This is a genomic window from Nocardioides sp. SRI_004 (assembly GCF_057586415.1).
Map to the genome: position 1 here is coordinate 165,580 of NZ_JBYCZV010000005.1, position 23,391 is coordinate 188,970.

The 23,391-nt window shown below is 71.5% G+C and carries 20 protein-coding genes; 6 read left to right on the top strand and 14 right to left on the bottom strand.

Annotated features, from left to right (window positions below; all coding sequences use genetic code 11):
- Positions 1-71: 71 nt before the first annotated feature.
- The 8 genes from AC2YHB_RS08545 to AC2YHB_RS08580 form a co-directional block, all read right to left on the bottom strand.
- Positions 72-674, bottom strand: a complete 603-nt coding sequence (locus tag AC2YHB_RS08545; RefSeq protein ID WP_179647525.1) for a histidine phosphatase family protein — start codon at positions 672-674, stop codon at positions 72-74.
- Positions 671-1,057 carry a ribosome silencing factor gene (gene rsfS, locus AC2YHB_RS08550; RefSeq protein ID WP_036546624.1) on the bottom strand — a complete coding sequence of 129 codons (387 nt, stop codon included), beginning with the start codon at positions 1,055-1,057 and terminating at the stop codon, positions 671-673. The genes AC2YHB_RS08545 and rsfS overlap by 4 nt, the downstream gene beginning before the upstream one ends.
- Complete coding sequence (nadD, locus tag AC2YHB_RS08555; RefSeq protein WP_257026784.1) at positions 1,054-1,686, bottom strand: nicotinate-nucleotide adenylyltransferase; 633 nt, start codon at positions 1,684-1,686, stop codon at positions 1,054-1,056. Before nadD ends, rsfS begins: the two co-directional genes overlap by 4 nt.
- A 22-nt stretch (positions 1,687-1,708) precedes the next feature.
- On the bottom strand, positions 1,709-1,873 hold the full coding sequence (locus AC2YHB_RS08560) for a hypothetical protein (protein ID WP_179647526.1): 165 nt from the start codon (positions 1,871-1,873) through the stop codon (positions 1,709-1,711).
- A 19-nt stretch (positions 1,874-1,892) separates the two neighbouring features.
- The gene (locus AC2YHB_RS08565) at positions 1,893-2,354 is read right to left on the bottom strand and encodes a hypothetical protein (RefSeq protein ID WP_051932344.1); all 462 of its coding nucleotides are present in this window, start codon (positions 2,352-2,354) and stop codon (positions 1,893-1,895) included.
- Between the two features lie 6 nt (positions 2,355-2,360).
- Positions 2,361-3,020, bottom strand: coding sequence for a CDP-alcohol phosphatidyltransferase family protein (locus tag AC2YHB_RS08570; protein ID WP_179647527.1), 660 nt, complete (start codon positions 3,018-3,020; stop codon positions 2,361-2,363).
- 854 nt (positions 3,021-3,874) lie between these two features.
- The gene (locus AC2YHB_RS08575) at positions 3,875-5,125 is read right to left on the bottom strand and encodes a glutamate-5-semialdehyde dehydrogenase (protein ID WP_179647528.1); all 1,251 of its coding nucleotides are present in this window, start codon (positions 5,123-5,125) and stop codon (positions 3,875-3,877) included.
- A 42-nt stretch (positions 5,126-5,167) separates the two neighbouring features.
- Entirely contained in the window at positions 5,168-6,487 is a 1,320-nt protein-coding gene (locus tag AC2YHB_RS08580) for a phospholipase D-like domain-containing protein (RefSeq protein WP_179647529.1), read from the bottom strand.
- Positions 6,488-6,619: 132 nt separating this feature from the next.
- Between AC2YHB_RS08580 and AC2YHB_RS08585 the strand changes: the two genes are divergently transcribed.
- On the top strand, positions 6,620-8,107 hold the full coding sequence (locus AC2YHB_RS08585) for a lysyl oxidase family protein (RefSeq protein WP_179647530.1): 1,488 nt from the start codon (positions 6,620-6,622) through the stop codon (positions 8,105-8,107).
- Between the two features lie 148 nt (positions 8,108-8,255).
- Here the strand turns inward: AC2YHB_RS08585 and AC2YHB_RS08590 are convergent, their stop codons facing one another.
- The 4 genes from AC2YHB_RS08590 to AC2YHB_RS08605 all read right to left on the bottom strand — a co-directional run bounded on the left by AC2YHB_RS08590 (position 8,256) and on the right by AC2YHB_RS08605 (position 11,392).
- Positions 8,256-9,218, bottom strand: coding sequence for an electron transfer flavoprotein subunit alpha/FixB family protein (locus AC2YHB_RS08590; RefSeq protein WP_179647531.1), 963 nt, complete (start codon positions 9,216-9,218; stop codon positions 8,256-8,258).
- A gap of 12 nt (positions 9,219-9,230) precedes the next feature.
- Positions 9,231-10,031 carry an electron transfer flavoprotein subunit beta/FixA family protein gene (locus AC2YHB_RS08595; protein ID WP_036546636.1) on the bottom strand — a complete coding sequence of 267 codons (801 nt, stop codon included), beginning with the start codon at positions 10,029-10,031 and terminating at the stop codon, positions 9,231-9,233.
- A gap of 174 nt (positions 10,032-10,205) precedes the next feature.
- Positions 10,206-10,586, bottom strand: a complete 381-nt coding sequence (locus tag AC2YHB_RS08600) for a hypothetical protein (protein WP_257026786.1) — start codon at positions 10,584-10,586, stop codon at positions 10,206-10,208.
- Positions 10,587-10,606: 20 nt separating this feature from the next.
- Positions 10,607-11,392, bottom strand: a complete 786-nt coding sequence (locus tag AC2YHB_RS08605) for an enoyl-CoA hydratase/isomerase family protein (RefSeq protein ID WP_179647532.1) — start codon at positions 11,390-11,392, stop codon at positions 10,607-10,609.
- A gap of 139 nt (positions 11,393-11,531) precedes the next feature.
- Here AC2YHB_RS08605 and glgX point away from each other — a divergent pair, with 139 nt between their 5' ends.
- Entirely contained in the window at positions 11,532-13,640 is a 2,109-nt protein-coding gene (glgX, locus tag AC2YHB_RS08610; protein WP_179647533.1) for a glycogen debranching protein GlgX, read from the top strand.
- A 6-nt stretch (positions 13,641-13,646) separates the two neighbouring features.
- Here glgX and glgP read toward each other — a convergent pair whose 3' ends face one another.
- Positions 13,647-16,241: an alpha-glucan family phosphorylase gene (gene glgP, locus AC2YHB_RS08615; protein ID WP_036546646.1), complete on the bottom strand. Its 2,595-nt coding sequence runs from the start codon at positions 16,239-16,241 to the stop codon at positions 13,647-13,649.
- A gap of 204 nt (positions 16,242-16,445) precedes the next feature.
- Between glgP and AC2YHB_RS08620 the strand changes: the two genes are divergently transcribed.
- From AC2YHB_RS08620 to AC2YHB_RS08635, 4 genes are read left to right on the top strand one after another with little or no spacing between them, the layout of a single operon-like run.
- Positions 16,446-17,681: a molybdopterin molybdotransferase MoeA gene (locus AC2YHB_RS08620; RefSeq protein ID WP_179647534.1), complete on the top strand. Its 1,236-nt coding sequence runs from the start codon at positions 16,446-16,448 to the stop codon at positions 17,679-17,681.
- A gap of 19 nt (positions 17,682-17,700) precedes the next feature.
- Positions 17,701-19,689, top strand: coding sequence for a maltotransferase domain-containing protein (locus tag AC2YHB_RS08625; RefSeq protein ID WP_179647535.1), 1,989 nt, complete (start codon positions 17,701-17,703; stop codon positions 19,687-19,689).
- Positions 19,686-21,395 carry a maltose alpha-D-glucosyltransferase gene (gene treS, locus AC2YHB_RS08630; RefSeq protein ID WP_036546652.1) on the top strand — a complete coding sequence of 570 codons (1,710 nt, stop codon included), beginning with the start codon at positions 19,686-19,688 and terminating at the stop codon, positions 21,393-21,395. Before AC2YHB_RS08625 ends, treS begins: the two co-directional genes overlap by 4 nt.
- Complete coding sequence (locus tag AC2YHB_RS08635) at positions 21,392-22,720, top strand: maltokinase N-terminal cap-like domain-containing protein (RefSeq protein WP_036546655.1); 1,329 nt, start codon at positions 21,392-21,394, stop codon at positions 22,718-22,720. Before treS ends, AC2YHB_RS08635 begins: the two co-directional genes overlap by 4 nt.
- Here AC2YHB_RS08635 and AC2YHB_RS08640 read toward each other — a convergent pair.
- On the bottom strand, positions 22,717-23,328 hold the full coding sequence (locus tag AC2YHB_RS08640) for a DUF6928 family protein (protein WP_218864583.1): 612 nt from the start codon (positions 23,326-23,328) through the stop codon (positions 22,717-22,719). The genes AC2YHB_RS08635 and AC2YHB_RS08640 overlap by 4 nt on opposite strands.
- Between the last annotated feature and the right edge of the window lie 63 nt (positions 23,329-23,391).

Below are 23,391 nucleotides of genomic sequence, written 5' to 3' on the forward strand. Positions count from 1 at the left end.
GTGAAATCCGGGGGTCGGTTTCCGCGCTGCGGGTCTCGTGACGGTCGCTGCGCGACCTCCTCGACCACCGGTCAGGCGTTGTACGTCGCCAGCGCCCACGCACCGGTCGTGCGCTGCTCGAGCACGACGCGACCGCAGTTGCCCAGGGCGCGCAGGTCGCGCGCCTGCGCGAGCGGCCAACCGAAGAAGGCGACCAGGCCGGTGCGCGTCGCGGCGCCGTGCGAGACGGCGACACCGCACTCCCCCGGGCCGAGCGTGGCGGCCAGGTCGCGCAGGCAGGCGACATAGCGGTCGGCGACCTCCTGCGGCGACTCCGCGCCGGGGATCCCGTCCCACTCGCCGTTGCGGAAGCGGGTGAACGCGGCCGGGTCGCGCGCCTCGATCTCGGCGTGGGTCAGGCCCTGCAGCTCGCCGAGGCGGAACTCCCGCAGCCGCTCGTCGTACGACGGCACGAGCCCGCACTCCTTGGCGACCACCTCCGCGGTCACCCGGGCGCGGGCCAGGTCACTGGTCCACACCAGCGACGGCGACAGCGCGGCGACGAGCGGGGCGACGGCGCGCGCCTGCTCGAGGCCGGTCTCGTCCAGCTCGGTGTCGAGCTGGCCCTGGACGCGGTGCGCGGCGTTCCAGGCGGTCCGCCCGTGGCGGAGCAGGACGATCCGGCGGGGGCTCATTCCGACGCGGGGGCGGGCCCGTTGATCTCGGCCGGCAGGTCGATGACCGGGCAGTCGCGCCAGAGCCGCTCGAGGGCGTAGAACTCGCGCTCCTCGCTGTGCTGGACGTGGATCACGACGTCGCCGTAGTCCAGCAGCACCCAGCGACCGTCCCTGTGGCCCTCGCGGCGGATCGGCTTGGCCCCGAGCTCGCGCAGCTTGTCCTCGACCTCCTCGACGATGGCGCGGACCTGGCGGTCGTTGCCGCCGGAGGCGAGCAGGAAGGCGTCGGTGATCGCGAGCTGCTCGCTCACGTCGAAGGCCAGCTGGTCGGTGGCGAGCTTGTCGGACGCCGCGACCGCGGCGGCGCGGATCAGCTCGACGGCGTGCTCAGAGGCGGTCATTCAGGTTCCGTTCCAGTGGTGTCGGGCGCGTAGAGCCCGTGCTTGGTGATGTACTGCACGACGCCGTCCGGGACGAGGTACCAGACCGGCTGGCCGGCCCGCTGCCGCTCACGGCAGTCCGTGGACGAGATGGCCAGCGCCGGCACCTCCACCATGGTCACACGATCGTGCGGAATCTTCGCCAACGTCGCGGGGTCCATGTCGGCGCCCGGCCGGGTGCAGCCGACGAAGTGGGCCAGGGCGAAGACCTCGTCCGCGTCGCGCCAGCTGAAGATGTCGGTCAGCGCGTCGGCGCCGGTGATGAAGTAGAGGTCGGCATCGGGACGCTGGGCACGCAGGTCCCGCAGCGTGTCGATCGTGTACGTCGGGCCGGCGCGGTCGATGTCGACGCGGCTCACCGTGAACCGGGGGTTCGCGGCGGTCGCGATGACCGTCATCAGGTAGCGGTGCTCCGCCGGCGAGACGTCCCGGTCCGCCTTCTGCCACGGCTGCCCGGTGGGCACGAAGACGACCTCGTCGAGGTCGAACCAGCCCTGGACCTCCGACGCGGCGACGAGGTGGCCGTGGTGGATCGGGTCGAACGTGCCACCCATCACCCCGACGCGGGTGCGCCCGTCCGGCCCCGGCAACTGCAGTCCCTTCGCCGGGACGTCAGCTGTGGTCGCGGCCGCCGCCGAACCAGACCAGTCCGAGCAGCAGGAACAGGAGGAAGGCCAGCACGCCGCCGCCGATGAACCACGGGTTCACGGCGGGCTCGCCGTGCTCCTCAGCGGCGCTGACGACGGCGAGGGCGGTGAGGCTGATCTGGCTGAGCATGGCCCGGATCCTATCGGAGTCAGTGGACGGCGAAGTCGACGCCCAGGAACAGGAGCGTGAAGCGGATCGAGCGCCCCACGAACACGGTCGGGATGAAGGCCCACATCGGCATCTTCAGGATGCCGCCGATGGCCGCCATCGCCAGGAGCGGCGGGATGCCGGCCGACGCGGCGACGAACATGATGGCGGCGGCGTACCAGGGGCGGCCCTGCATGCGGCCCATCCACTTGTCGTAGGACGCCTTGATCTTGGGTCCCGAGAGCTTCTTCTGCGCCCACTTCGACTCCGAGCCGCGCCGGGCGGCCTCGTAGACGATGATCTTGCCTACGGTGGCACCGGCGCCGGCGGCGATCCCGAGCGAGATCGCGGCCGCCGTACCGCCCTCCGCGGCGCCGGCACCGAGGATGTAGACCTCGATCGGCAGGAACGGGAGCAGGGCGGACGCGACGCTGAACGCGAACGTCGTCAGCCACAGCAGCATGGTCGATCAGGCCTTCTCGCCCGACGTCGCCGGCTCACGGACCGGCACCGGCAGGCCCAGCTTCAGCAGCCAGCCCAGCGACACGCACTTCAGCACGAGCAGGCCCACGGCGATGATCGTGCCGAGCCAGACCCAGCCGCTGACCAGCAGGATCACGGCGAAGGCGCCCGAGTTGGCCGCCTTGCCGACCCGCGACCAGTTCCACAGGTAGATCCGCCGGTCGATGACGTGGAAGTAATTGGGGCTGCGGATCGGCCAGGCGAGGAAGGCCAGCGACAGGTACATGTCGATGACCATGAATTCGAAGAGGTAGATCCCGATCGGGATGCCGATCCACTTCATCGGGTCGTCGCTGATCCAGCCGCCCGGCTGGAGCCAGATCAGCCCGACGTAGAGCGCGCCGCAGCTGAGCCGGTCGCACATCATGTCGACGACCGCGCCCATCCGGGTCTCGCAGTCGCGCCAGCGCGCCCACTCGCCGTCGATGCTGTCGCCGACCCAGTAGGTGACCAGGCCGATGACGATCCACGTCAGGCTCTGGTCGTACGCCGCCCACACGGCGATCGCCAGCGTGATGACGGTGCGGACGAAGGTGATGATGGTGGCCCCGGTGAAGAGCCGTTCGACGGAGGGATCGGCGTAGATCCGGTCCGGGGAGCCTGCCATGCGGCGAAACCTACCGGTCCCGCCGAAGCAGCCGGACGACACTCCCCCGGGTCGGCCTCCGACATTGGCGAGGGATTCACCGGCCGTCCACCTGCCGCGCCTAGCGTCGCTGCGTGATCTGGCTGGCCGTCGTCTTCGCCCTGGCGAGCGCGGCGACCACCGCGGTGTCCACCTCGACCCAGCACCTGGCCGCCTCCCGCGCCCCGCTGGTCGCGGTGCTGCTCGCGGTCACCCTGGGCCCCGTGGGCTTCGTGCTGCACGTGCTCGCGCTGGACAACGGTCCGATCGGGCTGGTGCAGCCCATCGCGATCCTGGGCATCGTCCTCGCGGTCCCCCTGCGGGCAGCGCTGGGCCGCACCCGGCCCGGCCGGGCGGAGCTGGTCGCGGTCGCGGTCACGGGACTGGCGATCGCCGCACTGCTGCTGGCGACCGACGCCCGGGAGGCGCCGCTGGCCCCCGACCGCGGCGCGCTGGTCGCCTCCGTCGGCGCCCTCGCGCTGGTGGCGGTGCTGCTCGTCGCCGTCGCCGGGGGCGTTCCGCACCCGACCGGGCGGGCGTTCCTGCTCGGCAGCGCGTCGGGGATCCTGTTCGGACTGATGTCGGTCCTGATCGAGGCCGACCAGCTCCGCTGGGCGCTCGTCGCGTGCGGGGTCAGCGGGGTCGCGGTCAACCAGCTGGCCTACCGCGCGGCGCGGTTGTCGGCCTCGATGCCGGTGCTCAACGTGGTCAACGTGCTGCTCACGCTGGGCTTCGCCCACCTGCTGCTGGGCGAGGTGCCCCACCACGACGCGGTGTCGGTCAGCGCCTCGGTGGCCGCGCTCGCCGCGATGGCGTGGGGGTTGTGGCGGCTGGCGTCAGCGGACGTGGCCGTCGCCGATGACGACGTACTTGGTGGACGTCATCTCGGGCAGGCCCATGGGGCCGCGGGCGTGCAGCTTCTGGGTGCTGATCCCGATCTCGGCGCCGAACCCGAACTCTCCGCCGTCGGTGAACCGCGTGGAGGCGTTCACGAGCACGGCCGCTGAGTCGACCTCCGCGACGAAGCGCCGGGCGGCGCCCTGGTCCTCGGTCACGATGGCGTCGGTGTGCCCGCTGGACCAGGTGCGGATGTGCTCGAGCGCCGCATCCAGGTCGGGTACGACGCGCGCGGCGATGTCCAGCGAGAGGTACTCGGTGCCCCAGTCGTCGTCGGTGGCGGCCACGACGTCGTCGTACGAGCCGAAGGCGTCGTCGCCGTGGATGGTCACCCCGGCCTCCTGCAGGGCGGCGACCACGCGCGGGAGGAACTCCCCGGCGACGTCGGCGTGCACGAGCAGCGACTCGGCCGCGTTGCACACGCTCGTGCGGTGGGTCTTGGCGTTGAGGACGAGCGGGAGCGCCTTGTCGAGGTCGGCCGCCCGGTCGACGTACACGTGGCAGTTGCCGACACCGGTCTCGATGACCGGCACCGTCGAGTCGTTGACGACGGACTGGATGAGGCCGGCACCGCCGCGCGGGATGAGCACGTCGACGAGGCCGCGGGCCCGCATGAGCGCCTTGACGCTGTCGTGCGAGTCGCCGGGGACGAGCTGCACGACGTCGGCCTCGAGCCCGGAGGCGGCGACCGCGTCGCGGAGCACCGCGACGATCGCGGCGTTGCTGGAGCGGGCCGAGGAGCTGCCGCGCAGCAGCACGGCGTTGCCGGACTTGAGGCAGATGCCGGCGGCGTCGGCGGTGACATTGGGCCGCGCCTCGTAGATCATCCCCACGACGCCGAAGGGCACCCGGACCTGGCGCAGCTCCAGCCCGTTGGCGAGGACGCCCCCGCGGACGACCTCGCCCACGGGGTCGGCGAGCCCGGCGACGTCACGCAGGCCCTGCGCCATCCCGGCCAGCCGCTCGTCGGTCAGCCGGAGCCGGTCGATGATGTTGGGCGGGGTGCCGTCGGCCTCGGCGCGCGCGACGTCCTCGGCGTTGGCCGCGAGGACCTCCTCGGAGCGGGCGAGCAGGGCGTCGGCCATCGCGTGCAGCGTGGCGTCCTTCTGCGCCCGCGTCGCGAGGGCCAGCCCCCGGCTGGCGACCCGCGCCCGCTGGGCGACCTCACGTACGGCGGCCTCGGCACTCATGTGCCCAAGGATAGGGCGAGGCCGCAGGCGGCCTGCATCCGCTCAGGCGCAGGGCCGGTACTTCGGCTCGATCCCGACCCGGTGGGTCACCCGGCCGTTGTTCCACATCCGCACGAACATGTCGTTGTAGGTCTTGGTGACCTGCGCGCCGTGCAGCTCGAGGGTGACCTCGTCGCTGCTCAGCCCGGGCGGCGACCAGTTCTCCGAGCCGGTCCACACGAGCCGGTCGCCGCGCCCCTGGTAGGTGCCGTTGACCGTGACGTACTTCAGGTGTGAGTAGCAGCTCGGTCCGTAGACGGTCTTGTCCGGGTCGGAGGTCGACGTGCGCGGCCCCCACTCCCAGTCGGCGGCCTTCACCGGGATCCGGGCGCCCACGAGGATCCGGACCACCTCGCGGCTCATCAGCGAGCCGATGACCCGGACCTGGCAGCCGTACTTCTTGCGCAGGGCCAGCAGGCTCGCGAGCCGCTCCCCGCGGGTGCCGTACCAGGCACGCATGTTGACCGTGATGACCGTCTTGCCCGCGGCGTTCCCGAAGCCGTCGGGGGCGTTGCAGCTGACGTCGCGGAGCCGGACGTACGGCGCATCCGTGATCGCCTTCGACGTCGTGACCCGGCTCGTGGAGCCCGCCACCGGACGCTGGAAGTAGGCCTTCATCTGGTCGCTGACGTAGGTGATCCGCCGCGGCGTGTAGGCGCGGTCGTGGCGCATCTGGTCGAAGAGGTTCCACCAGGTGCTGAACAGGCCGACCTCGCCGGCGATCGCCACGGAGTCGTTCCACTGGCCGTGCATGGCCGGGCCGCCCAGGTTCGACGAGCTGCTGATCAGGAGGCGCTTCGTCGTACCGGTGCGGGTGAAGGAGTAGATCTTCAGGTGCATGTTGCCGGCCGGGCTGCTGTTGCGGCAGGCGTCGCGACAGACGAAGAGGAAGCTCGAGTGGTTGGGGTTCTTCCCGATGGCCCGCTGCACGCGCGCCTCGAGCGGCCCGATCAGGTTCGCGTTGACGATCACCTGCACCTTGACGCCGCGCCTCTTGGCCGCGATCAGCTTGTCGGCACTGGCCTTGAGCCCGAGGTTGTAGGTCGCGATCCGGATCGTCTCGCCGGCGGGCGTGTGGTCGATCGCCGCGTGGATGCGCCGCACGATGATCGTGCGCTGGTTGAAGTCACCGATCGGCCAGTTGAAGGTGATGCCCGTGTAGGGCACCCACGGGACCGCCGCGGCCTCCCGCGGCGCCTCCTCGGGGGCCGGTGCCGCCGACGCCGGCTGCCACCGTACGACGGCGAGGAGGGCGAGGACCGCCGCCAGCACCGCCACGGCGGTGATCGGTGCGGTCAGGGTCGTCCGAGGATGCGCAGCCACCAAAGCACGGTATATCGCTCGACTTTGTGCAATCAACTCGTCGCGACGTCCTCGCCCCGTTGCGCAACCGAATCGGCTCCGCGCGCGTCAGGACAACCAGGGGGAACAGAAACTCATTCGAAGGAGAACCACGTGAAGCTGCGTCTCGGTGTCACGGCCGCCGTCCTCGCGACGACCGCCCTGACTGCCACCACCCTCCCGGTCACCCCCGCTCGGGCAGGGGCACCGCCGTCCTCGCCCGTGGCGCTGACCGGCCCGGCCACGGTCACCGTGACCACCTACGACGGCACGCTGTACGGCGACCTCGGCATCAACCTGATCGCCCGCGACAGCGCGTTCGAGGTCCGGACCCACCGTCCGACCTGGACCAGCCCGATCACGGCCGAGTGGCTCTCACCGTCCGGCCCGAAGGCACTCCCGCCCCAGACCCGCTGGGACGCGCTCGACGACTTCATCGTCTTCGCGATCAAGCGGCCCTCGGACGGCAAGCTGCTGCGCACCCGGCACCTCGACGTCTGCCTCAACCAGTGGAACACCCAGCGCACCCGCCCGGACGCGCCGCTGCGCTCGCGCTATCCCACCGGCTGTCCCTACAACCCGTTCACGATCGGCTCGGTGCAGGGCATCGAGGAGGGCTGGGTCACCAACGTCGAGGCCGGCGACGAGAGCCTCCGCCTGGCCCCCGGGACCTACGACATGGTCGCCCGCATCGGCCGGCCCTACATCGACGCCCTCGGCATCGACGCGGCCGACGCCGTACGCCGCTACAAGCTGGTGGTCCGCAAGGAGACCGACGGCGAGGTCGTGAAGCGGTCCACGCTGCCGGGCCAGGGCGCGCGGGCGCAGGGCGACGGCGACGTCGTGACTCCCCTCGAGCCGGGCTCGAAGCCCCGCAAGGCCCGCGCGGGCGCGCCCACCGACGCCGTTCCGGACCTGCGGGCGCTGCCCGCCTTCGGGATGCGCCTCTCCGGCGACGGCCGCTACCTGCGCTTCTCCGCCAACGTGTGGAACGCCGGCAACGGCCCGATGGTCGTCGACGGCTTCCGCCGCGGCACGACCGACGTCATGGACGCCTACCAGGTCTTCGTCGACTCCGACGGCAACCAGACCGGCTACCAGCAGGTCGGCACGATGATCTGGCACACCGCCCCCAGCCACAACCACTGGCACTTCAAGGACTTCGCCCGCTACACGCTGCTGCGCGCGGACAAGACCGAGGTCGTGGTGTCGCGCAAGGAGTCGTTCTGCCTCGCCAACACCGACGCGGTCGACTACACGGTCGAGGGCGCCGACTGGAAGCCGGAGAACACCGACCTCCACACGTCCTGCGGCGACCGCGGCTCGATCTCGCTGCGCGAGGTCCTCTCCGCCGGCTCCGGCGACACCTACGACCAGTTCCGCGCCGGCCAGGCCTTCCGGGTCGACAACCTCCCCAACGGCGACTACTACATCGCCGTCGAGGCCAACCCGAACCGCAACCTGGTCGAGTCGAACACCAGCAACAACCGCGCCCTGCGCAAGGTCCGGCTCAGCGGTACGCCGACCAACCGCCGGGTGACCTTCTACAAGGTGGGCCTGGTCGACGACCACGGCTACGGGGGCGAGGAGGAGGGTCACTGAGGGGTCACCAATTCGCTGCGGTTTGGGACCAACCCGCAACATCTGGTGCCCCGGACCTGCAGTTCGTGCCCACTCGATGCCCCTGAAAACGGCGAGCGCCGCGGTGACCAGGTCACCGCGGCGCTCGCCGTCGTACGGGGCTTCGTGCTCAGCCCTTGCGCTTCTCGATCTCGGCAGTGACGGCCGGGAGGACCGAGTGCAGGTCGCCGACGACGCCGAAGTCCACGAGCTCGAAGATCGGGGCCTCCTCGTCCTTGTTGACCGCGACGATGGTCTTCGAGGTCTGCATGCCGGCGCGGTGCTGGATCGCGCCCGAGATGCCGTTGGCGACGTAGAGCTGCGGCGAGACGACCTTGCCGGTCTGGCCGACCTGGAAGGTGTGCGGCTTCCAGCCGGAGTCGACGGCCGCACGCGAGGCGCCGACGGCCGCGCCGAGCGCGTCCGCGAGGCCCTCGACCGCGGTGAAGTCACCGCCGGTGCCACGACCACCGGAGACCACGATGGCGGCCTCGGTGAGCTCGGGGCGACCGGTGGCCTGGCGCGGCTGCGAGGCGACGATCTGCGCGGTCTTGGCGGAGTCGGAGATCGACGCGGCGAACTCCTCGACGGCACCGGCGCCGGCGCCCTCCTCCGGAGCGGCGGCGTTGGGCTTGACCGTGATGATCGGGGTGCCCTTGACGACCTTGGCGTCCACCGTGAAGTTGCCGGCGAAGACCGACTGGGTGGTGACGATGTCGTCGCCGTCGACCTGGACGTCGACGGCGTCGGTGATCAGGCCCGAGGAGAGCTTGATCGCCAGGCGGCCACCGATTTCCTTGCCCTCGGCCGAGGCCGGGATCAGGATCGCGGCGGGCGAGGTCTTCTCAGCGAGCTGCTGGAGCACCTCGGCCTTGGGGGCCACGAGGTAGCCCTTGATCTCCGTGTCGTCGACGACGTAGACCTTGTCGGCGCCGTAGGCCTTGACCGCGTCGGCGGCGGCAGCGGCCTTGTCGGCACCGCCGATGAAGACGGCCGACGGGGAGCCGATCCGCTTGGCGATCGCCAGCAGCTCGTAGGTGGGCTTGCGGACCGCGCCGTCGACGTGGTCGACCAGAACGAGAACTTCAGACATGGATCAGGCTCCTCAGATGAACTTCTTGGACGCGAGGAACTCGACCAGCGCCGTGGCGCCCGAGCCGTCCTCGTCCTTGACGATCTCGCCGGCAGTGCGCGGCGGGCGGGCCGTGGTGGCCTCGACCTTGGTCCAGGCGGCGTCGAGGCCGACCTCCGAGGCGTCCACGCCGATGTCGGCGAGGGAGAGCGACTCGAGGGGCTTCTTCTTCGCGGCCATGATGCCCTTGAACGACGGGTAGCGGGCCTCGCCCGACTGGTCGGTCACCGACAGGACCAGCGGCAGCGTGCCGCCGATGACCTCGGTGGCGGTGTCGCCGTCGCGCTTGATGCGGACCTGGTCGCCCTGGGTCTCGACCACGGCGGCGAGGGTGACCTGCGGGAGGCCGAGGCGCTCGGCGAGCATCGCCGGGACGACGCTCATGCCGCCGTCGGTCGACGCGAGGCCACCGACGATCAGCTCCGGGACGCCGATCTTCTCGATCGCCTTCGCAAGCACGAGCGAGGTCGCAACGGCGTCGGAGCCGGCGATCGCGTCGTCCTGCACGTGGACGGCCTTGTCGGCACCCATCTGCAGCGCCTTGCGCACGGCGGCCTCGGCCTCGGCCGGGCCGACGGTCAGCGCGGTGACGGTGATCTCCTCGTCGGCGCGCTTCTCCTTGATCTGGAGGGCCTGCTCGACGGCGTACTCGTCGAGCTCCGACAGGAGGCCGTCGACACCGACGCGGTCGACGGTGTTGTCCGCCTCGAACTTGCGGTCGCCGGTCGCGTCCGGGACGTACTTCACAAGGACGACAATGTTGGAGAGAGTCATGGTTGTGGCCGGACCGGCCCCTTCCTGTGCTTCATGGGTCCTGCCGCGTGGTCCGCGGGCAGGGCGCAACTGAGGTCCGTTTCCGGACAGCGTCTTGCAGGTTACCGCTCGGTCATCAGACGCGGAATCCGCGTCTCAGTGGACTACCTCACACGCAGAGCCCCCCGAGGTGGCTCAGGGACGCAGGATCCGCTCCAGGATCCGCCCGACCATGAGGTAGACGACGCAGGCGATGCCGTAGTTGAACAACGCGGTCTTCACCGAGCCGTTGGGGTCGGCGAACTCCTTCACCGGGTTGTCCAGGTCGAAGAAGCCGAGGTCGAAGGTGTTGGCCAGGTCGCGGACGGTCTGGACCAGCGCGTTGTCCTCGTTGGCCTCGAGGGCGTACGAGAACGCCGCAGCGGCGAGCACCAGCGCGAGGGTGACGCAGATGATCCACACGACCCGGGCGGCGTTGTCGCGCAGCCGCGCCACGTTGAGCGCGCGGGTGTCGGTGCCGGTCGCACCGGTGTCGGCGGTCTCCGCCTTGTGCTCGCCCATCGGTTCCTCCGCCATGTCGTCCTCCACCATGCCGCTCAACGGCCTTCGAAGGTGGCCTTGCCGGGCCCGTTCTCGATGAACGACGCCATGCCGGTCCGGCTGTCCTGGGTGGCGAACACGGCCGAGAAGTGCTGCCGCTCGATCTGGAGGCCGGTCTCGATGTCGGCCTCGAGCCCGCGGTCCACGGACTCCTTGATCGCCCGCAGCGCGTACGGCGCGGCGGTGGCGAAGGTCGACGCCCAGGCCACGGCCTCGGCGTACACGTCGGCGGCCGGGACGACACGGTCGACCAGTCCGATCGCGAGCGCCTCCTCCGCCTTCACGAAGCGGCCGGTGTAGAGCAGGTCCTTGGCCTTGCTCGGGCCGACCAGGCGCGGCAGGCGCTGGGTGCCGCCCGCGCCGGGGATGATGCCGAGCAGGATCTCGGGCTGGCCGAGCACCGCGTTGTCGGCGGCGAAGCGGACGTCGGCGGCCATCGCGAGCTCGCAGCCACCGCCGAGGGCGTAGCCGTTCACCGCCGCGACGACGGGCTTGGGGATCCGGGCGATGGAGTTGACGGCGTTCTGGAGCTTCTCCACACGGTCGACCATGTCCGTGTAGGACATGTCGGCCATCTCCTTGACGTCGTTGCCGGCAGCGAAGACCCGCTCGCCGCCCCAGACGACGACGGCGCGGACGTCGGACCGGTCGGTGGCCTCGGCCGCAGCGAGCGTGAGCTCGTCCTGGACCTGGATGCTGATGGCGTTCATCGCCTTGGCGCGGTCCAGCCGGATCGTCCCGACTCCGTCGGTGACCTCCAGGCGCACGAACTCGCTCGTCATCTGCTCCCTCTCGATGGCTCGGCTGGGGTTGGGCCCCGTCCCGCATTCTGCCGCTACCCAGGCGCGTCGGTCACATGAACCCGGGTTTGGACGCGCGTCGGCGTGTCGGCCGAATTCGTGCACCCGGCACAATGGCCGAGTGACCCCCACCCTGTGGCGAACTCTCGGAGAGCAGGCAGAGGTGTGGCCGGGGCGCAACTGGCCGCTCGGCGCGACTTGGTCGGCCGAGTCGACGAACTTCGCCGTCTACGCACCCAACGCGACGGCGGTGTGGCTCTGCGTCGCCCTCGACGGTCCCGGCGGCGCCGAGCGTCGCTACGCCCTCACCGAGCAGTCGCTCGGCATCTGGCACGGCGCGCTGCCCTCCGTCGCGCCCGGCACCCGCTACGCCTACCGGGTCGAGGGCCCGGACGCGCCCGAGCAGGGCATGCGCTTCGACCCCTCGGTCCTGCTCCTCGACCCCTACGGCCTCGCGGTCTCCGGCGAGGCAGGCGCCGCGTGGAGCGTGGTCGTCGACCCGGCGTTCGACTGGCAGGGCGAGACGCCGATCCGCCGCCGCTACCTCGACACCGTGATCTACGAGCTCCACGTCAAGGGCTTCACGAAGCTCCACGACCGGATCCCCGAGGAGCTGCGCGGCACGTACGCCGGCCTGGGGCACCCCGTCGTGACGCAGTACCTCAACGACCTCGGCGTCACCGCCGTCGAGCTGCTGCCGGTCCACCAGTTCTTCTCCGAGCCGGCGCTCCTCGAGCGCGGCACGGTCAACTACTGGGGCTACAACTCGATCGGGTACTTCGCGCCGCACGCGGCGTACTCCTCGAGCGGCGACCGGGGCCAGCAGGTCACCGAGTTCAAGGAGATGGTGCGCAGCCTGCACGCGGCCGGGATCGAGGTGATCCTCGACGTGGTCTACAACCACACCGCGGAGGCCGGGCCCGACGGGCCGACGTACTCCTTCCGCGGGCTCGACGACCGCGGCTTCTACCGCCGCAACCCCCCGGGGCTGGACGGGGACCCCGACTACGACGACACATACTGGGACGTGACCGGCTGCGGCAACACGGTCAACTCCGAGGACCCGCTGGCGCTGCGCCTCATCCTCGACTCCCTGCGCCACTGGGTCACCGAGATGCACGTCGACGGGTTCCGCTTCGACCTGATGTCGGCGATCACCCGGACGGCCGGGCCGGACGCGATCAAGGTCGACATGGCGTGCAAGCTGCTCATCGCCATCGGCCAGGACCCCGTGCTGCGGCACGTGAAGCTGATCGCCGAGCCGTGGGACGTGTCGATGGACGGCTACCTCGTCGGCGGGATGCCGCCGCCGTGGGTGGAGTGGAACGACCAGTACCGCGACACGATCCGCGACTTCTGGCGCGGGCAGTCCGGCGGCACCCAGAGCGTCGCGACGCGGCTCGCCGGATCGTCGGACCTGTACGCCGACGACGGCCGGTCGGCGTACAACTCGGTCAACTTCGTCACCGCCCACGACGGCTTCACCGTGCGCGACCTGGTGTCCTACGACCACAAGCACAACGAGGCCAACGGCGAGGACAACCGCGACGGCTCGGACAACAACCGCTCGTGGAACCACGGCGTCGAGGGCGAGACCGACGACCCGGACATCGTGGCGCTGCGGCGGCGCCAGGCCGCCAACCTGATGGCGACGCTGTGCCTCTCCAACGGCGTGCCGATGCTGACGGCCGGCGACGAGCGCGGCCGCACCCAGGGCGGCAACAACAACCCCTACTGCCAGGACAACGAGATCTCCTGGGTCGACTGGAGCGTGGACGACGCGTGGCTCGACGTCTACGAGGTCACCCGCGCGGCCCTGACGCTGCGGCGTGAGCACCCCGCCCTGCGGCAGCGGCACTGGTTCGAGGGGCGCCCGACCATCGTCGGCGGCCCCAAGGACCTGGCCTGGCTGCACCCCTCGGGTCGGGAGATGACCGACGAGGACTGGTACGACGCCGGGCTGACCACCATCGGGATGTTCGTCTCCGGGCGGCCGCTCCGCACCCCCGGCCCCCGCGGCGAGCAGCAGATCGACACGTCCTTCCTGCTGTGGTTCCACGCCGGTGCCGAGCCGATCGAGGTCTACCTGCCCGACAACGACTGGGTGCACGCCGGTGCGATCGTGCTGTCCACCGATCCGGGGCTGCCCGACGGGACGCGGGTCGAGGTCGGCGAGGTGCTGACGATCGGCGCGCGCAGCGTCGTGGTCATGCAGGAGGCCGACGCCTGACCGTCCTCAGGCGAGCGCGACGACCCCGAGCTCGGCGGGCGCGACCAGGAGCGGGTGCCTCGGCACGACCCGGACGGTGTAGCCGAACGGGCCCGGTCGGCCGAGCTCGAGGTCGCCGTCGAAGCGGTGGCGGCCGCCGTCGTACGACTCGACGAGGGTGAGCGGCGTCAGGGCGGTGTCGACCAGGTCGTCCTCGGAGTCGACGCGGCCGTGCACGAGCTGCACCTCCACGTCACCGGGGGCGAGGTCGCCGAGCGCGACGTAGGAGTGCACCGCCAGGCGGGCGCCGACCTCGGTCACGTCGCCCAGTCCGGCGGCCTCGACGTGCTCGACCCGCACGCCCGGCCAGGCCGCTCGCACGCGGGCCTTCCAGGCGGCGAGGTCGCGGGCGCCGTTCTCGGTCGCCGCGAGGGCGCGGGCGTTGGCGGCGGCCGGGGCGTAGAGCTGGGCGATGTAGTCGCGGACCATCCGGGTGGCGAGCACCTTGGGGCCGAGGTTGGCCCACGTGTGGCGCAGCATCTCGACCCAGCGCACCGGCACGCCGTCGTGGTCGACGTCGTAGAACCGCGGGGCGACCTCGTTCTCGATGAGGTCGTAGAGCGCGGTCGCCTCGAGGTCGTCGCGCTTGTCGGAGTAGTCCTCCAGGCCGTCGGCGGACGGGATCGGCCAGCCGAACTCCGGCTCGTACCACTCGTCCCACCAGCCGTCGAGGATCGACAGGTTGAGGCCGCCGTTGAGCGCGGCCTTCATGCCCGACGTCCCGCAGGCCTCGTAGGGCCGCAGCGGGTTGTTGAGCCACACGTCGCAGCCGGGGTAGAGCGGCTGCGCGAGCGCGATGTCGTAGTTGGGCAGGAAGACGATGCGGTGCCGCACGTCCTCGGCGTCGGCGAAGCGGACCAGCTCCTGGATCAGCCGCTTGCCGCCGTCGTCGGCCGGGTGCGCCTTGCCGGCGACGACCAGCTGGACCGGGCGCTCGGGGTGCAGCAGCAGCGACTTGAGCCGCTCGGGGTCGCGCAGCATCAGCGTCAGTCGCTTGTACGACGGCACGCGGCGTGCGAAGCCGATGGTCAGCACGTCCGGGTCGAGCGCCTCGTCGATCCAGCCGAGCTCGGCCGGCGCCGCCCCGCGCTTCTCCCAGGACTTGCGCAGGCGACGGCGCGCGTCGGCCACGAGCCGCTCGCGCAGCGCCCGCTTGGTCTGCCACACGTCGGGGCCGGAGACCTTGTCGAAGGCGGCCCAGAAGGCCTCGGTGTCGTCGCCGTCGTAGTCGGCGCCCTGCGCGGTCGCGAGCGCGGCGACCTCGGGGGCGACCCACGTCGGCGCGTGCACGCCGTTGGTGATCGAGGTGATCGGGACCTCGGCCTCGTCGAAGGCCGGCCACAGGCCGTTGAACATGCCGCGGCTGACGTGGCCGTGCAGCTGCGAGACGCCGTTGGCGCGCTGCGCGAGCCGGAAGCCCATCACGGCCATGTTGAAGACGCCCGGGTCGCCGCCCTCGTAGTCCTCGGCGCCGAGGCCGAGCACCAGCTCCACCGGGACGCCGGGGGTCGCGCCCTGGTCGCCGAGGTACTGCTCGACGAGGGTGCGCGGGAAGCGGTCGATGCCGGCGGGCACCGGCGTGTGCGTGGTGAAGACGGTCGACGTACGGCCGATCTCGAGGGCGGTCGCGAAGTCGACGTCGCCGTCGCCTTGCTCGCCCACGGTGAGCTCCCGGATCCGCTCGACGCCGAGGAAGCCGGCGTGGCCCTCGTTGGTGTGGAAGACCTCCGGCGCCGGGGCTCCGGTGATCCGCGAGAAGGCGCGCAGGGCGCGGACGCCGCCGACGCCCAGCAGCAGCTCCTGGCGCAGGCGGTGCTCGGTGTTGCCGCCGTAGAGGCGGTCGGTGATCAGCCGGTAGGGCTCGGGGTTCTGCTCGAAGTCGGTGTCGAGGAGCAGCAGCGGGACCCGGCCGACCGACGCCACCCAGATCCGCGCCAGCAGGTCGGGCCCGCCGGGCATCCGGATCGAGATCGTCGCGCGCTGGCCGTCCTCCTCGTGCAGGAGCGAGATCGGGAGCCCGTCGGGGTCGAGGACGGGATAGCTCTCGACCTGCCACGCCTCCCGCGACAGTGCCTGCTTGAAGTAGCCGTGCTTGTAGAGCAGCCCGACGCCGACGATCGGGGCGCCGAGGTCGCTGGCGGCCTTGAGGTGGTCGCCGGCGAGGATGCCGAGACCGCCGGAGTACTGCGGCAGCACCGCCGTGATGCCGAACTCGGGCGAGAAGTACGCGATCGACGCCGGCCACGTCTGCTCCGGCTCGGCGGCACTGGCCCGTTGGTACCACCGCTCCCCCGTGAGGTACGACGCCAGGTCGGCCCGCACCTCGGCGACCCGCGCGACGTACGACTCGTCGGCGGCCAGCTCGGCCCAGCGCTCGGCCGGGACCTCGCCCAGCAGGCGCAGCGGGTCGCGCACGCCGAGCCACAGCTCGGGGTCGATCTCCTCGAAGAGCGCCTGGGTCGGTGGGTGCCACGACCAGCGCAGGTTCGCCGCGAGCTCGCCGAGGGCGGCGAGCGCGTCGGGCAGGACGGGGCGGACCGTGAACCTCCGGATCGCACGCATGGGTCGACGTTAACGCCTCCGACTTGAACGATCCAATGCGCCGACCACCTGCCGGTCGCGCCTGGCCCGGGCAGAGGCGTCACCAGAACTGTCCGCGACAGGGCGTAACTCCCGACCGTCCCCGTGGTTGAGGGGGCAACAGACGGGCGAGGCGGGTCATGGGGGCTGCCTCGCCCGTCTCGTCGGCGCTCTAGGCTGGCTCCGATGAGCACCCCAGCCCTCCGCTCCGTCGCCGACCACCAGCGCCACGTCGCCGGGCTGCTCGCCCGTGCCGGCGGGCCCGATGCCTGGCCGACCGAGACGGTCCCCCTCGACGACGCCCGCGGCCGGGTCCTGGCCGAGCCGGTGCTGGCCGCCGAGCCGCTGCCGTCCTTCGACAACTCCGGCATGGACGGGTACGCCGTCCGGGCGGCCGAGGTCGACGGCGCCTCGCCCGACGCTCCGGTCCGACTCCCGGTCGCGGGCGACGTGCCGGCCGGTGCGCCGGTCGGCGAGCTGGCGCCGGGTACGACGGTCCGGATCATGACCGGCGCCCCGGTCCCCCGCGGCGCGGACGCCGTCGTCGAGGTCGAGGTGACCGACGGCGGCACCGAGACCGTCACCATCACCGAGGCCCGCACGACCGGCTCCTTCGTGCGCCCCGCGGGCAGCGACGTCGCCGTGGGCGACGAGGTGCTCGCCGCCGGCGCCGTGCTCGGAGCCGCCCAGGTCGGGGTGCTGGCCGCGCTCGGCGTCCGCCAGGTCGTCGTACGACGCCGGCCGCGCGTGCTCGTCGTGTCGACCGGCTCGGAGCTGGCCGAGGAGCCGCTCCCCGGCTCGGGACAGATCCGCGACGCCAACGGCGCCCTGCTGGCCACCGCGGTCGAGGACGCCGGCGGGATCGCCGTGCGCAGGCTGTGGGTCGAGGACGACGTGCCCACCTTCCTGGCCCTGCTCGACGGCGAGCTGGCCTCCGGCGAGGTGGACCTGGTGCTGACGTCCGGCGGCGTGAGCGCCGGCGCCTACGAGGTCGTCAAGGACGGGCTCGGCCCACGGGGCATCGAGTTCGTGAAGGTGGCCATGCAGCCGGGCATGCCGCAGGGCTCCGGCCTGGTCGACGGCGTCCCCGTCGTCTGCCTCCCCGGCAACCCGGTCAGCGCGCTGACGTCGTTCGAGGTCTTCGTGCGGCCGGCACTCCGTGCCGCCTTCGGCCACCCGGTCCCGGCCCGCGCCGTGGTCCGGGCCGCGCTGACCGAGCCCCTCACCCCGCTCCCCCACAAGCGGCAGTGGCGCCGCGCCCGGCTCGACCGCACCGCCGGGACGGTGACGCCCTGGGGCCCGCCCGGGTCGGGCTTCCTCGGCTGGTTCGCGGGAGCGGACGCACTGATCGACCTGCAGCCGGGTACCGGGCCCCTGGCGCCGGGCGACACCGTCGAGGTGTGGGACTTGGCGCTCTCCTGAGACCCGATAGGTTCGTGACATGGTCGGACGCATCCCCGTCATCGACGTGAAGCCGGTCCTCGTGACCGCACCGACCGAGGGAGCGCTCCCGGTGAAGGCCGCCGTCGGCGAGCCGTTCCCCGTGAGCGCCACCGTGTTCCGCGAGGGACACGATCGCCTCGGCGCCGAAGTGGTCCTCGTGGGCCCGGACGGGAAGAGACGGCCGCCGGTGCGGATGACGACGCGGCCGCCGGTCGACCGGCACAGCGTCGACCGCTACGAGGCGTGGGTGGCCGCGGACCTCGAGGGACCGTGGGCGTTCGAGATCCACGCGTGGTCCAGCCCGCTGGGCACCTGGTTCCACGACGCCGGCATCAAGATCCGGGCCGGCGTGGACGTCGAGCTGATGTTCAAGGACGGCAAGCTGCTCTTCGAGCGGGTCCTCAAGGGCAAGGGCCTGACGCGGGCCGAGCGGGCCACGGTGAAGGCGGCGATCGCCGCCGCCGGCGACACCAAGCGACCGGTCGAGGCGCGCCTGGCGCAGATCGAGTCGGCCGAGGTCGTCGCCGCGCTCGAGGCGCACCCGCTGCGCGACCTGCTGACGGTCGAGGGCCCCTTCCCGGTGTTCGTCGACCGCCCCCGCGCCCTCTTCGGCAGCTGGTACGAGTTCTTCCCGCGTTCGGAGGGCGGCTTCGCCGGCTCGACGAAGCGGCTGCCCGCGATCGCGGCGATGGGCTTCGACGTCGTCTACCTGCCGCCGATCCACCCGATCGGCGAGGTCAACCGCAAGGGTCCGAACAACACGGTGGCCGCCGAGGGCGAGCCGATCCCGGACGACTGGGACGGGTCGCCGTGGGCGATCGGCAGCCGGTACGGCGGCCACGACGCGATCCACCCCGACCTCGGCACGATCGAGGACTTCGACGCCTTCGTCGCCGAGGCCCGCGCCCTGGACCTCGAGGTGGCGCTCGACCTGGCCCTGCAGGCCGCTCCCGACCACCCGTGGGTCGCCGCCCACCCGGAGTGGTTCACGACCCGCGCCGACGGCACCATCGCCTACGCGGAGAACCCGCCGAAGAAGTACCAGGACATCTACCCGGTCAACTTCGACGCCTACCCCTACGACCACCCGGACAGCCTCGCGACCGAGGTGCTGCGGGTGGTGCGTCACTGGATGGCCCACGGGGTGCGGATCTTCCGCGTCGACAACCCGCACACCAAGCCGGTCTCGTTCTGGCAGTGGTTGCTCGCCGAGGTCCGGGGCACCGACCCCGACGTGCTCTTCCTCGCCGAGGCCTTCACCAAGCCGCCGATGATGCAGACCCTCGGCGCGATCGGCTTCCACCAGTCGTACACGTACTTCACGTGGCGCACGGCGAAGGTCGACATCGAGGACTACCTGCTGGAGGTGTCGGCGGAGTCGGCGCACCGGGTGCGGCCGAACTTCTTCGTCAACACCCCCGACATCCTCCACGAGTTCCTGCAGTACGGCGGCCCGCCGGCCTTCAGGATCAGGGCTGCGCTCGCGGCGACCTCCTCCCCCACGTGGGGTGTCTACTCGGGCTACGAGCTCGGCGAGCACGTGGCGGTGCGCCCGGGCAGCGAGGAGTACCTCGACTCGGAGAAGTACCAGGTGCGCCACCGCGACTGGGACGCCGCGACGGCACCCGGCACGGTCGGGGCCGACCTGACGTCGTACATCTCCCGGCTCAACGCGGTCCGCCGCGCCCACCCGGCGCTGCAGCTGCTGCGCAACCTGAGCGTCAACCCGACCGACTCCGACCAGATCGTGTCGTACTCGAAGGTCGCCGGCCCCGACCGCGTCATCGTGGTCATCAACCTCGACCCGCACCAGCCGCGCGAGACGATGGTGCACGTCGACCTCGCCGCCCTCGGCCTGCCGCCGGGCTCGTCGTACACGGTGCACGACGAGCTGACCGGCGACGAGTGGACCTGGGGCGAGCACAACTACGTCCGGCTCCCACCCGAGCAGCCGGCCCACATCCTGAGCGTGAAGGAGCACACGTGAGCGTGGCGGAGTCGACCGTCCTCAACGACGAGCCCGAGTGGTTCCGGACCGCGGTCTTCTACGAGGTCCTGGTCCGGTCGTTCCGCGACTCGAACGCCGACGGCACCGGCGACTTCCGCGGCCTCACCGAGAAGCTCGACTACCTGCAGTGGCTCGGCGTCGACTGCCTGTGGGTGCCGCCGTTCTTCAGCTCGCCGCTGCGCGACGGCGGGTACGACGTCGCCGACTACACCGGGATCCTCCCCGAGATCGGCACGGTCGACGACTTCCACGCCTTCCTCGACGCGGCACACGAGCGTGGGATCCGCGTGATCATCGACTTCGTCATGAACCACACGAGCGACGCGCACCCGTGGTTCCAGGCGTCGCGCAGCGACCCCGACGGGCCCTACGGCGACTTCTACGTGTGGTCCGACACCGACGAGCTCTACCAGGACGCGCGGATCATCTTCGTCGACACCGAGCCCTCGAACTGGACGTGGGACCAGGCCCGCGGCCAGTACTACTGGCACCGCTTCTTCCACCACCAGCCGGACCTCAACTTCGACAACCCGGCGGTCCACGACGCGATGCTGGAGGCGATGGCCTTCTGGCTCGACATGGGCCTCGACGGCTTCCGGCTCGACGCGGTTCCCTACCTCTACGAGCGGCCCGGCACCAACGGCGAGAACCTGCCGGAGACGCACGACTTCCTCAAGAAGGTCCGCAAGTTCGTCGACGACAACTACCCCGGCCGGGTCCTGCTCTGCGAGGCGAACCAGTGGCCGACCGAGGTCGTGCAGTACTTCGGCGACCCGGAGGTCGGCGGCGACGAGTGCCACATGGCGTTCCACTTCCCCGTGATGCCGCGCATCTTCATGGCCGTGCGTCGCGAGTCCCGCTTCCCGATCTCGGAGATCATGGAGCAGACGCCGCCGATCCCGTCCGGCTGCCAGTGGGGCATCTTCCTGCGCAACCACGACGAGCTGACGCTCGAGATGGTGACCGACGAGGACCGTGACTACATGTGGGGCGAGTACGCCAAGGACCCCCGCATGAAGGCCAACATCGGCATCCGCCGCCGGCTCGCCCCGCTGCTCGACAACGACACCAACCAGATCGAGCTGTTCACCGCGCTGCTGCTGTCGCTGCCCGGGTCGCCCGTCCTGTACTACGGCGACGAGATCGGCATGGGCGACAACATCTGGCTCGGCGACCGCGACGGCGTCCGGACGCCGATGCAGTGGACGCCGGACCGCAACGCCGGCTTCTCCGCGGCCACGCCCGGCAAGCTGCACCTGCCGACGATCCAGGACCCGGTCTACGGCTACCAGAGCGTCAACGTCGAGGCGCAGCTGGAGAACCCCTCCTCGCTGCTGCACTGGACCCGCCGGATGATCCACATCCGCCGCCAGCACGACGCCTTCGGCCTCGGCACCTTCGAGGACCTCGGTGGCTCCAACCCGACCGTGCTGTCCTACGTCCGCGAGCTGCCCAAGGCCGACGGCCGCGACGACGTCATCCTGTGCGTCAACAACCTCTCGCGCTTCCCGCAGCCGGTCGAGCTCGACCTGCGGAAGTTCGAGGGACGCGTCCCCGTGGAGCTGATCGGCGGTGTCCCGTTCCCCGCGATCGGCGAGCTCCCGTATCTCCTGACGCTCAGCGGGCACGGCTTCTACTGGTTCCGGCTCACGGATCCGGACACGACAGGGAGGCCCGTGCTGTGACGGACCAGTTCCTCGCCCCGTTCATCGGCCGCAGCCGGTGGTTCGGCGGCAAGGGTCGCGACTTCACGGTGACCGGCGAGGAGGTCGTCGGCACCGTCGGCGACGCCCCGCGCGTCGAGGTGCGACTCGTCGAGCTCACCTACGCCGACGGCGACGTCGAGCTCTACCAGCTCCCGCTCTCCGTGTACGACGACCTGCAGGACCACCTCGAGCACGCCCTCGTCGGCGAGCGCGACGGCCGCCCCGTGTACGACGCCGTGCAGGACCGGCAGGCGATGGCGGCGTACCTGAGGGCGTTCGCGGACGGCGTGCCGGTCGAGGGCGGGCTCCGGTTCGTGCGGCTCGAGGGCCACGAGCTCGACCTCGAGGCAACGGCGAGCCCCTTCGGCGGGGAGCAGTCGAACTCGTCGGTCTTCTTCGGCGAGGACGCCGTCCTCAAGCTCTTCCGCAAGGTGACCCCGGGCGAGAACCCCGACGTCACCACCCACCGCGCGCTCACCGAGGCCGGCTCCACGCACGTCGCCGCGCTCTACGGCTGGATCGAGCAGGGCGACCGGCAGCTCGGCATGCTGCAGCAGTTCCTCCGCACGGCGAGCGACGGCTGGGGTCAGGCGCTCGCGAGCGTGCGGGACCTGTTCGCCGAGGCGGACCTGCACGCCGAGGAGGTCGGCGGCGACTTCGCCAGCGAGGCGGCCCGGCTCGGCGAGGCGCTCGCCGAGGTGCACCGCCAGCTCCGCGAGTCCTTCCCCACCTCCGCGCTGCCCGCGTCCGTCCTGGCCGAGGTGATGGCGCAGCGGCTCGACGCCGCCATCGGGGTCGTGCCCCAGCTCGCCGAGCACGCGGACGGCGCCCGTGCGGTGTTCGCGGCCGTCGCCGGGCTCGGCGAGATCCCGGTGCAGCGGGTCCACGGCGACCTGCACCTCGGGCAGACGCTGCGCACCGTCGCCGGCTGGAAGTTCGTCGACTTCGAGGGCGAGCCGGCCAAGCCGCTGTCCGAGCGGCTGCTCCCCGACTCCCCGTGGCGCGACGTCGCCGGGATGACCCGCTCGTTCGACTACGCCCCGCACGCCGTGGCCGCCTCGATGCCGGCCGAGGACGCCGACGTCGAGCACCAGCGCGCGATCCGCGCCGCCGAGTGGGCCAAGCGCAACCGGCGGGCGTTCCTGGCGTCGTACTGCGGTGAGGGTGGGCTGGGTCCTGCCGACCGCACCCTGCTCACCGCGTACGTCGTCGACAAGGCCGTCTACGAGTGCCTCTACGAGGCCCGGAACCGGCCGAACTGGCTGTCGATCCCGCTGGAGGGCGTCGCCCGGCTCGTGGGCTAGCCCACCCGGAACCCGAGCAGGGTGACGTCCTCGACGTCGGTCCCGTCGGGCGGGAGGTCGCCCTCGAAGCAGAAGCCGAACAGGTCCACGAGCGCGTCCTCACCGAAGTCGAGCGGGTGGAAGGGCAGCGGGTAGTCGTCCTCCTCCGCGTGCTCGCCGGCCCAGTAGGGCGCCTCGAAGGCCCGCCGCTCGCCGACGTCCTCGATGATGCCGTCGTCGGGCGACAGGCTCAGCGACCGGACCAGCTCGCCGTCGGCGTCCCAGATCGCGTACGCGAACCAGTCGACCACGCTGTGCATCGCCGCGACGTACGTCGTACGGCCCGGCATGGCGCCGAGGATGGCGGGGTCGATGTCGGTCGGCCGGTCCTTCGCGACCCGCGACGTGCAGACGATGGCGACGCCGGGGTAGACCGCCGCCCATGCCTCCCGGTCCGGAGGGTTCGGGTTCTCGAGCAGGTCGCCGTAACCGAGCTCGGTCAGCGCCGCCCGGGGGTGCAGGCGGGCCACCAGGTCCGCGGTGGCCTCCTCGTCCAGCTCCGGCTCACCACGCAGCAGCGGCGGGACCGGTCCGTCGGCGTACACGACCATCCAGCACTTCGCGCCCATGCGGGCATCAAAGCACCGCCGGGCGTGCCGGGCAGGCGGGACACGGCGAACCGCAGGTGAAAG

Coding starts and splice junctions, on each gene's coding strand:
- AC2YHB_RS08565 (WP_051932344.1), bottom strand. CDS start 2,354: ATGCTGCTGTGGCTGACGACGTTCGCGTTCAGCGTCGCGTCCGCCCTG.
- AC2YHB_RS08575 (WP_179647528.1), bottom strand. CDS start 5,125: ATGAGTGCCGAGGCCGCCGTACGTGAGGTCGCCCAGCGGGCGCGGGTC.
- AC2YHB_RS08620 (WP_179647534.1), top strand. CDS start 16,446: ATGAGCACCCCAGCCCTCCGCTCCGTCGCCGACCACCAGCGCCACGTC.
- AC2YHB_RS08605 (WP_179647532.1), bottom strand. CDS start 11,392: ATGACGAGCGAGTTCGTGCGCCTGGAGGTCACCGACGGAGTCGGGACG.
- AC2YHB_RS08570 (WP_179647527.1), bottom strand. CDS start 3,020: ATGGCAGGCTCCCCGGACCGGATCTACGCCGATCCCTCCGTCGAACGG.
- rsfS (WP_036546624.1), bottom strand. CDS start 1,057: ATGACCGCCTCTGAGCACGCCGTCGAGCTGATCCGCGCCGCCGCGGTC.
- AC2YHB_RS08595 (WP_036546636.1), bottom strand. CDS start 10,031: ATGACTCTCTCCAACATTGTCGTCCTTGTGAAGTACGTCCCGGACGCG.
- glgP (WP_036546646.1), bottom strand. CDS start 16,241: ATGCGTGCGATCCGGAGGTTCACGGTCCGCCCCGTCCTGCCCGACGCG.
- AC2YHB_RS08625 (WP_179647535.1), top strand. CDS start 17,701: ATGGTCGGACGCATCCCCGTCATCGACGTGAAGCCGGTCCTCGTGACC.
- AC2YHB_RS08545 (WP_179647525.1), bottom strand. CDS start 674: ATGAGCCCCCGCCGGATCGTCCTGCTCCGCCACGGGCGGACCGCCTGG.
- AC2YHB_RS08600 (WP_257026786.1), bottom strand. CDS start 10,586: ATGGCGGAGGAACCGATGGGCGAGCACAAGGCGGAGACCGCCGACACC.
- AC2YHB_RS08560 (WP_179647526.1), bottom strand. CDS start 1,873: ATGCTCAGCCAGATCAGCCTCACCGCCCTCGCCGTCGTCAGCGCCGCT.
- AC2YHB_RS08590 (WP_179647531.1), bottom strand. CDS start 9,218: ATGTCTGAAGTTCTCGTTCTGGTCGACCACGTCGACGGCGCGGTCCGC.
- AC2YHB_RS08640 (WP_218864583.1), bottom strand. CDS start 23,328: ATGGGCGCGAAGTGCTGGATGGTCGTGTACGCCGACGGACCGGTCCCG.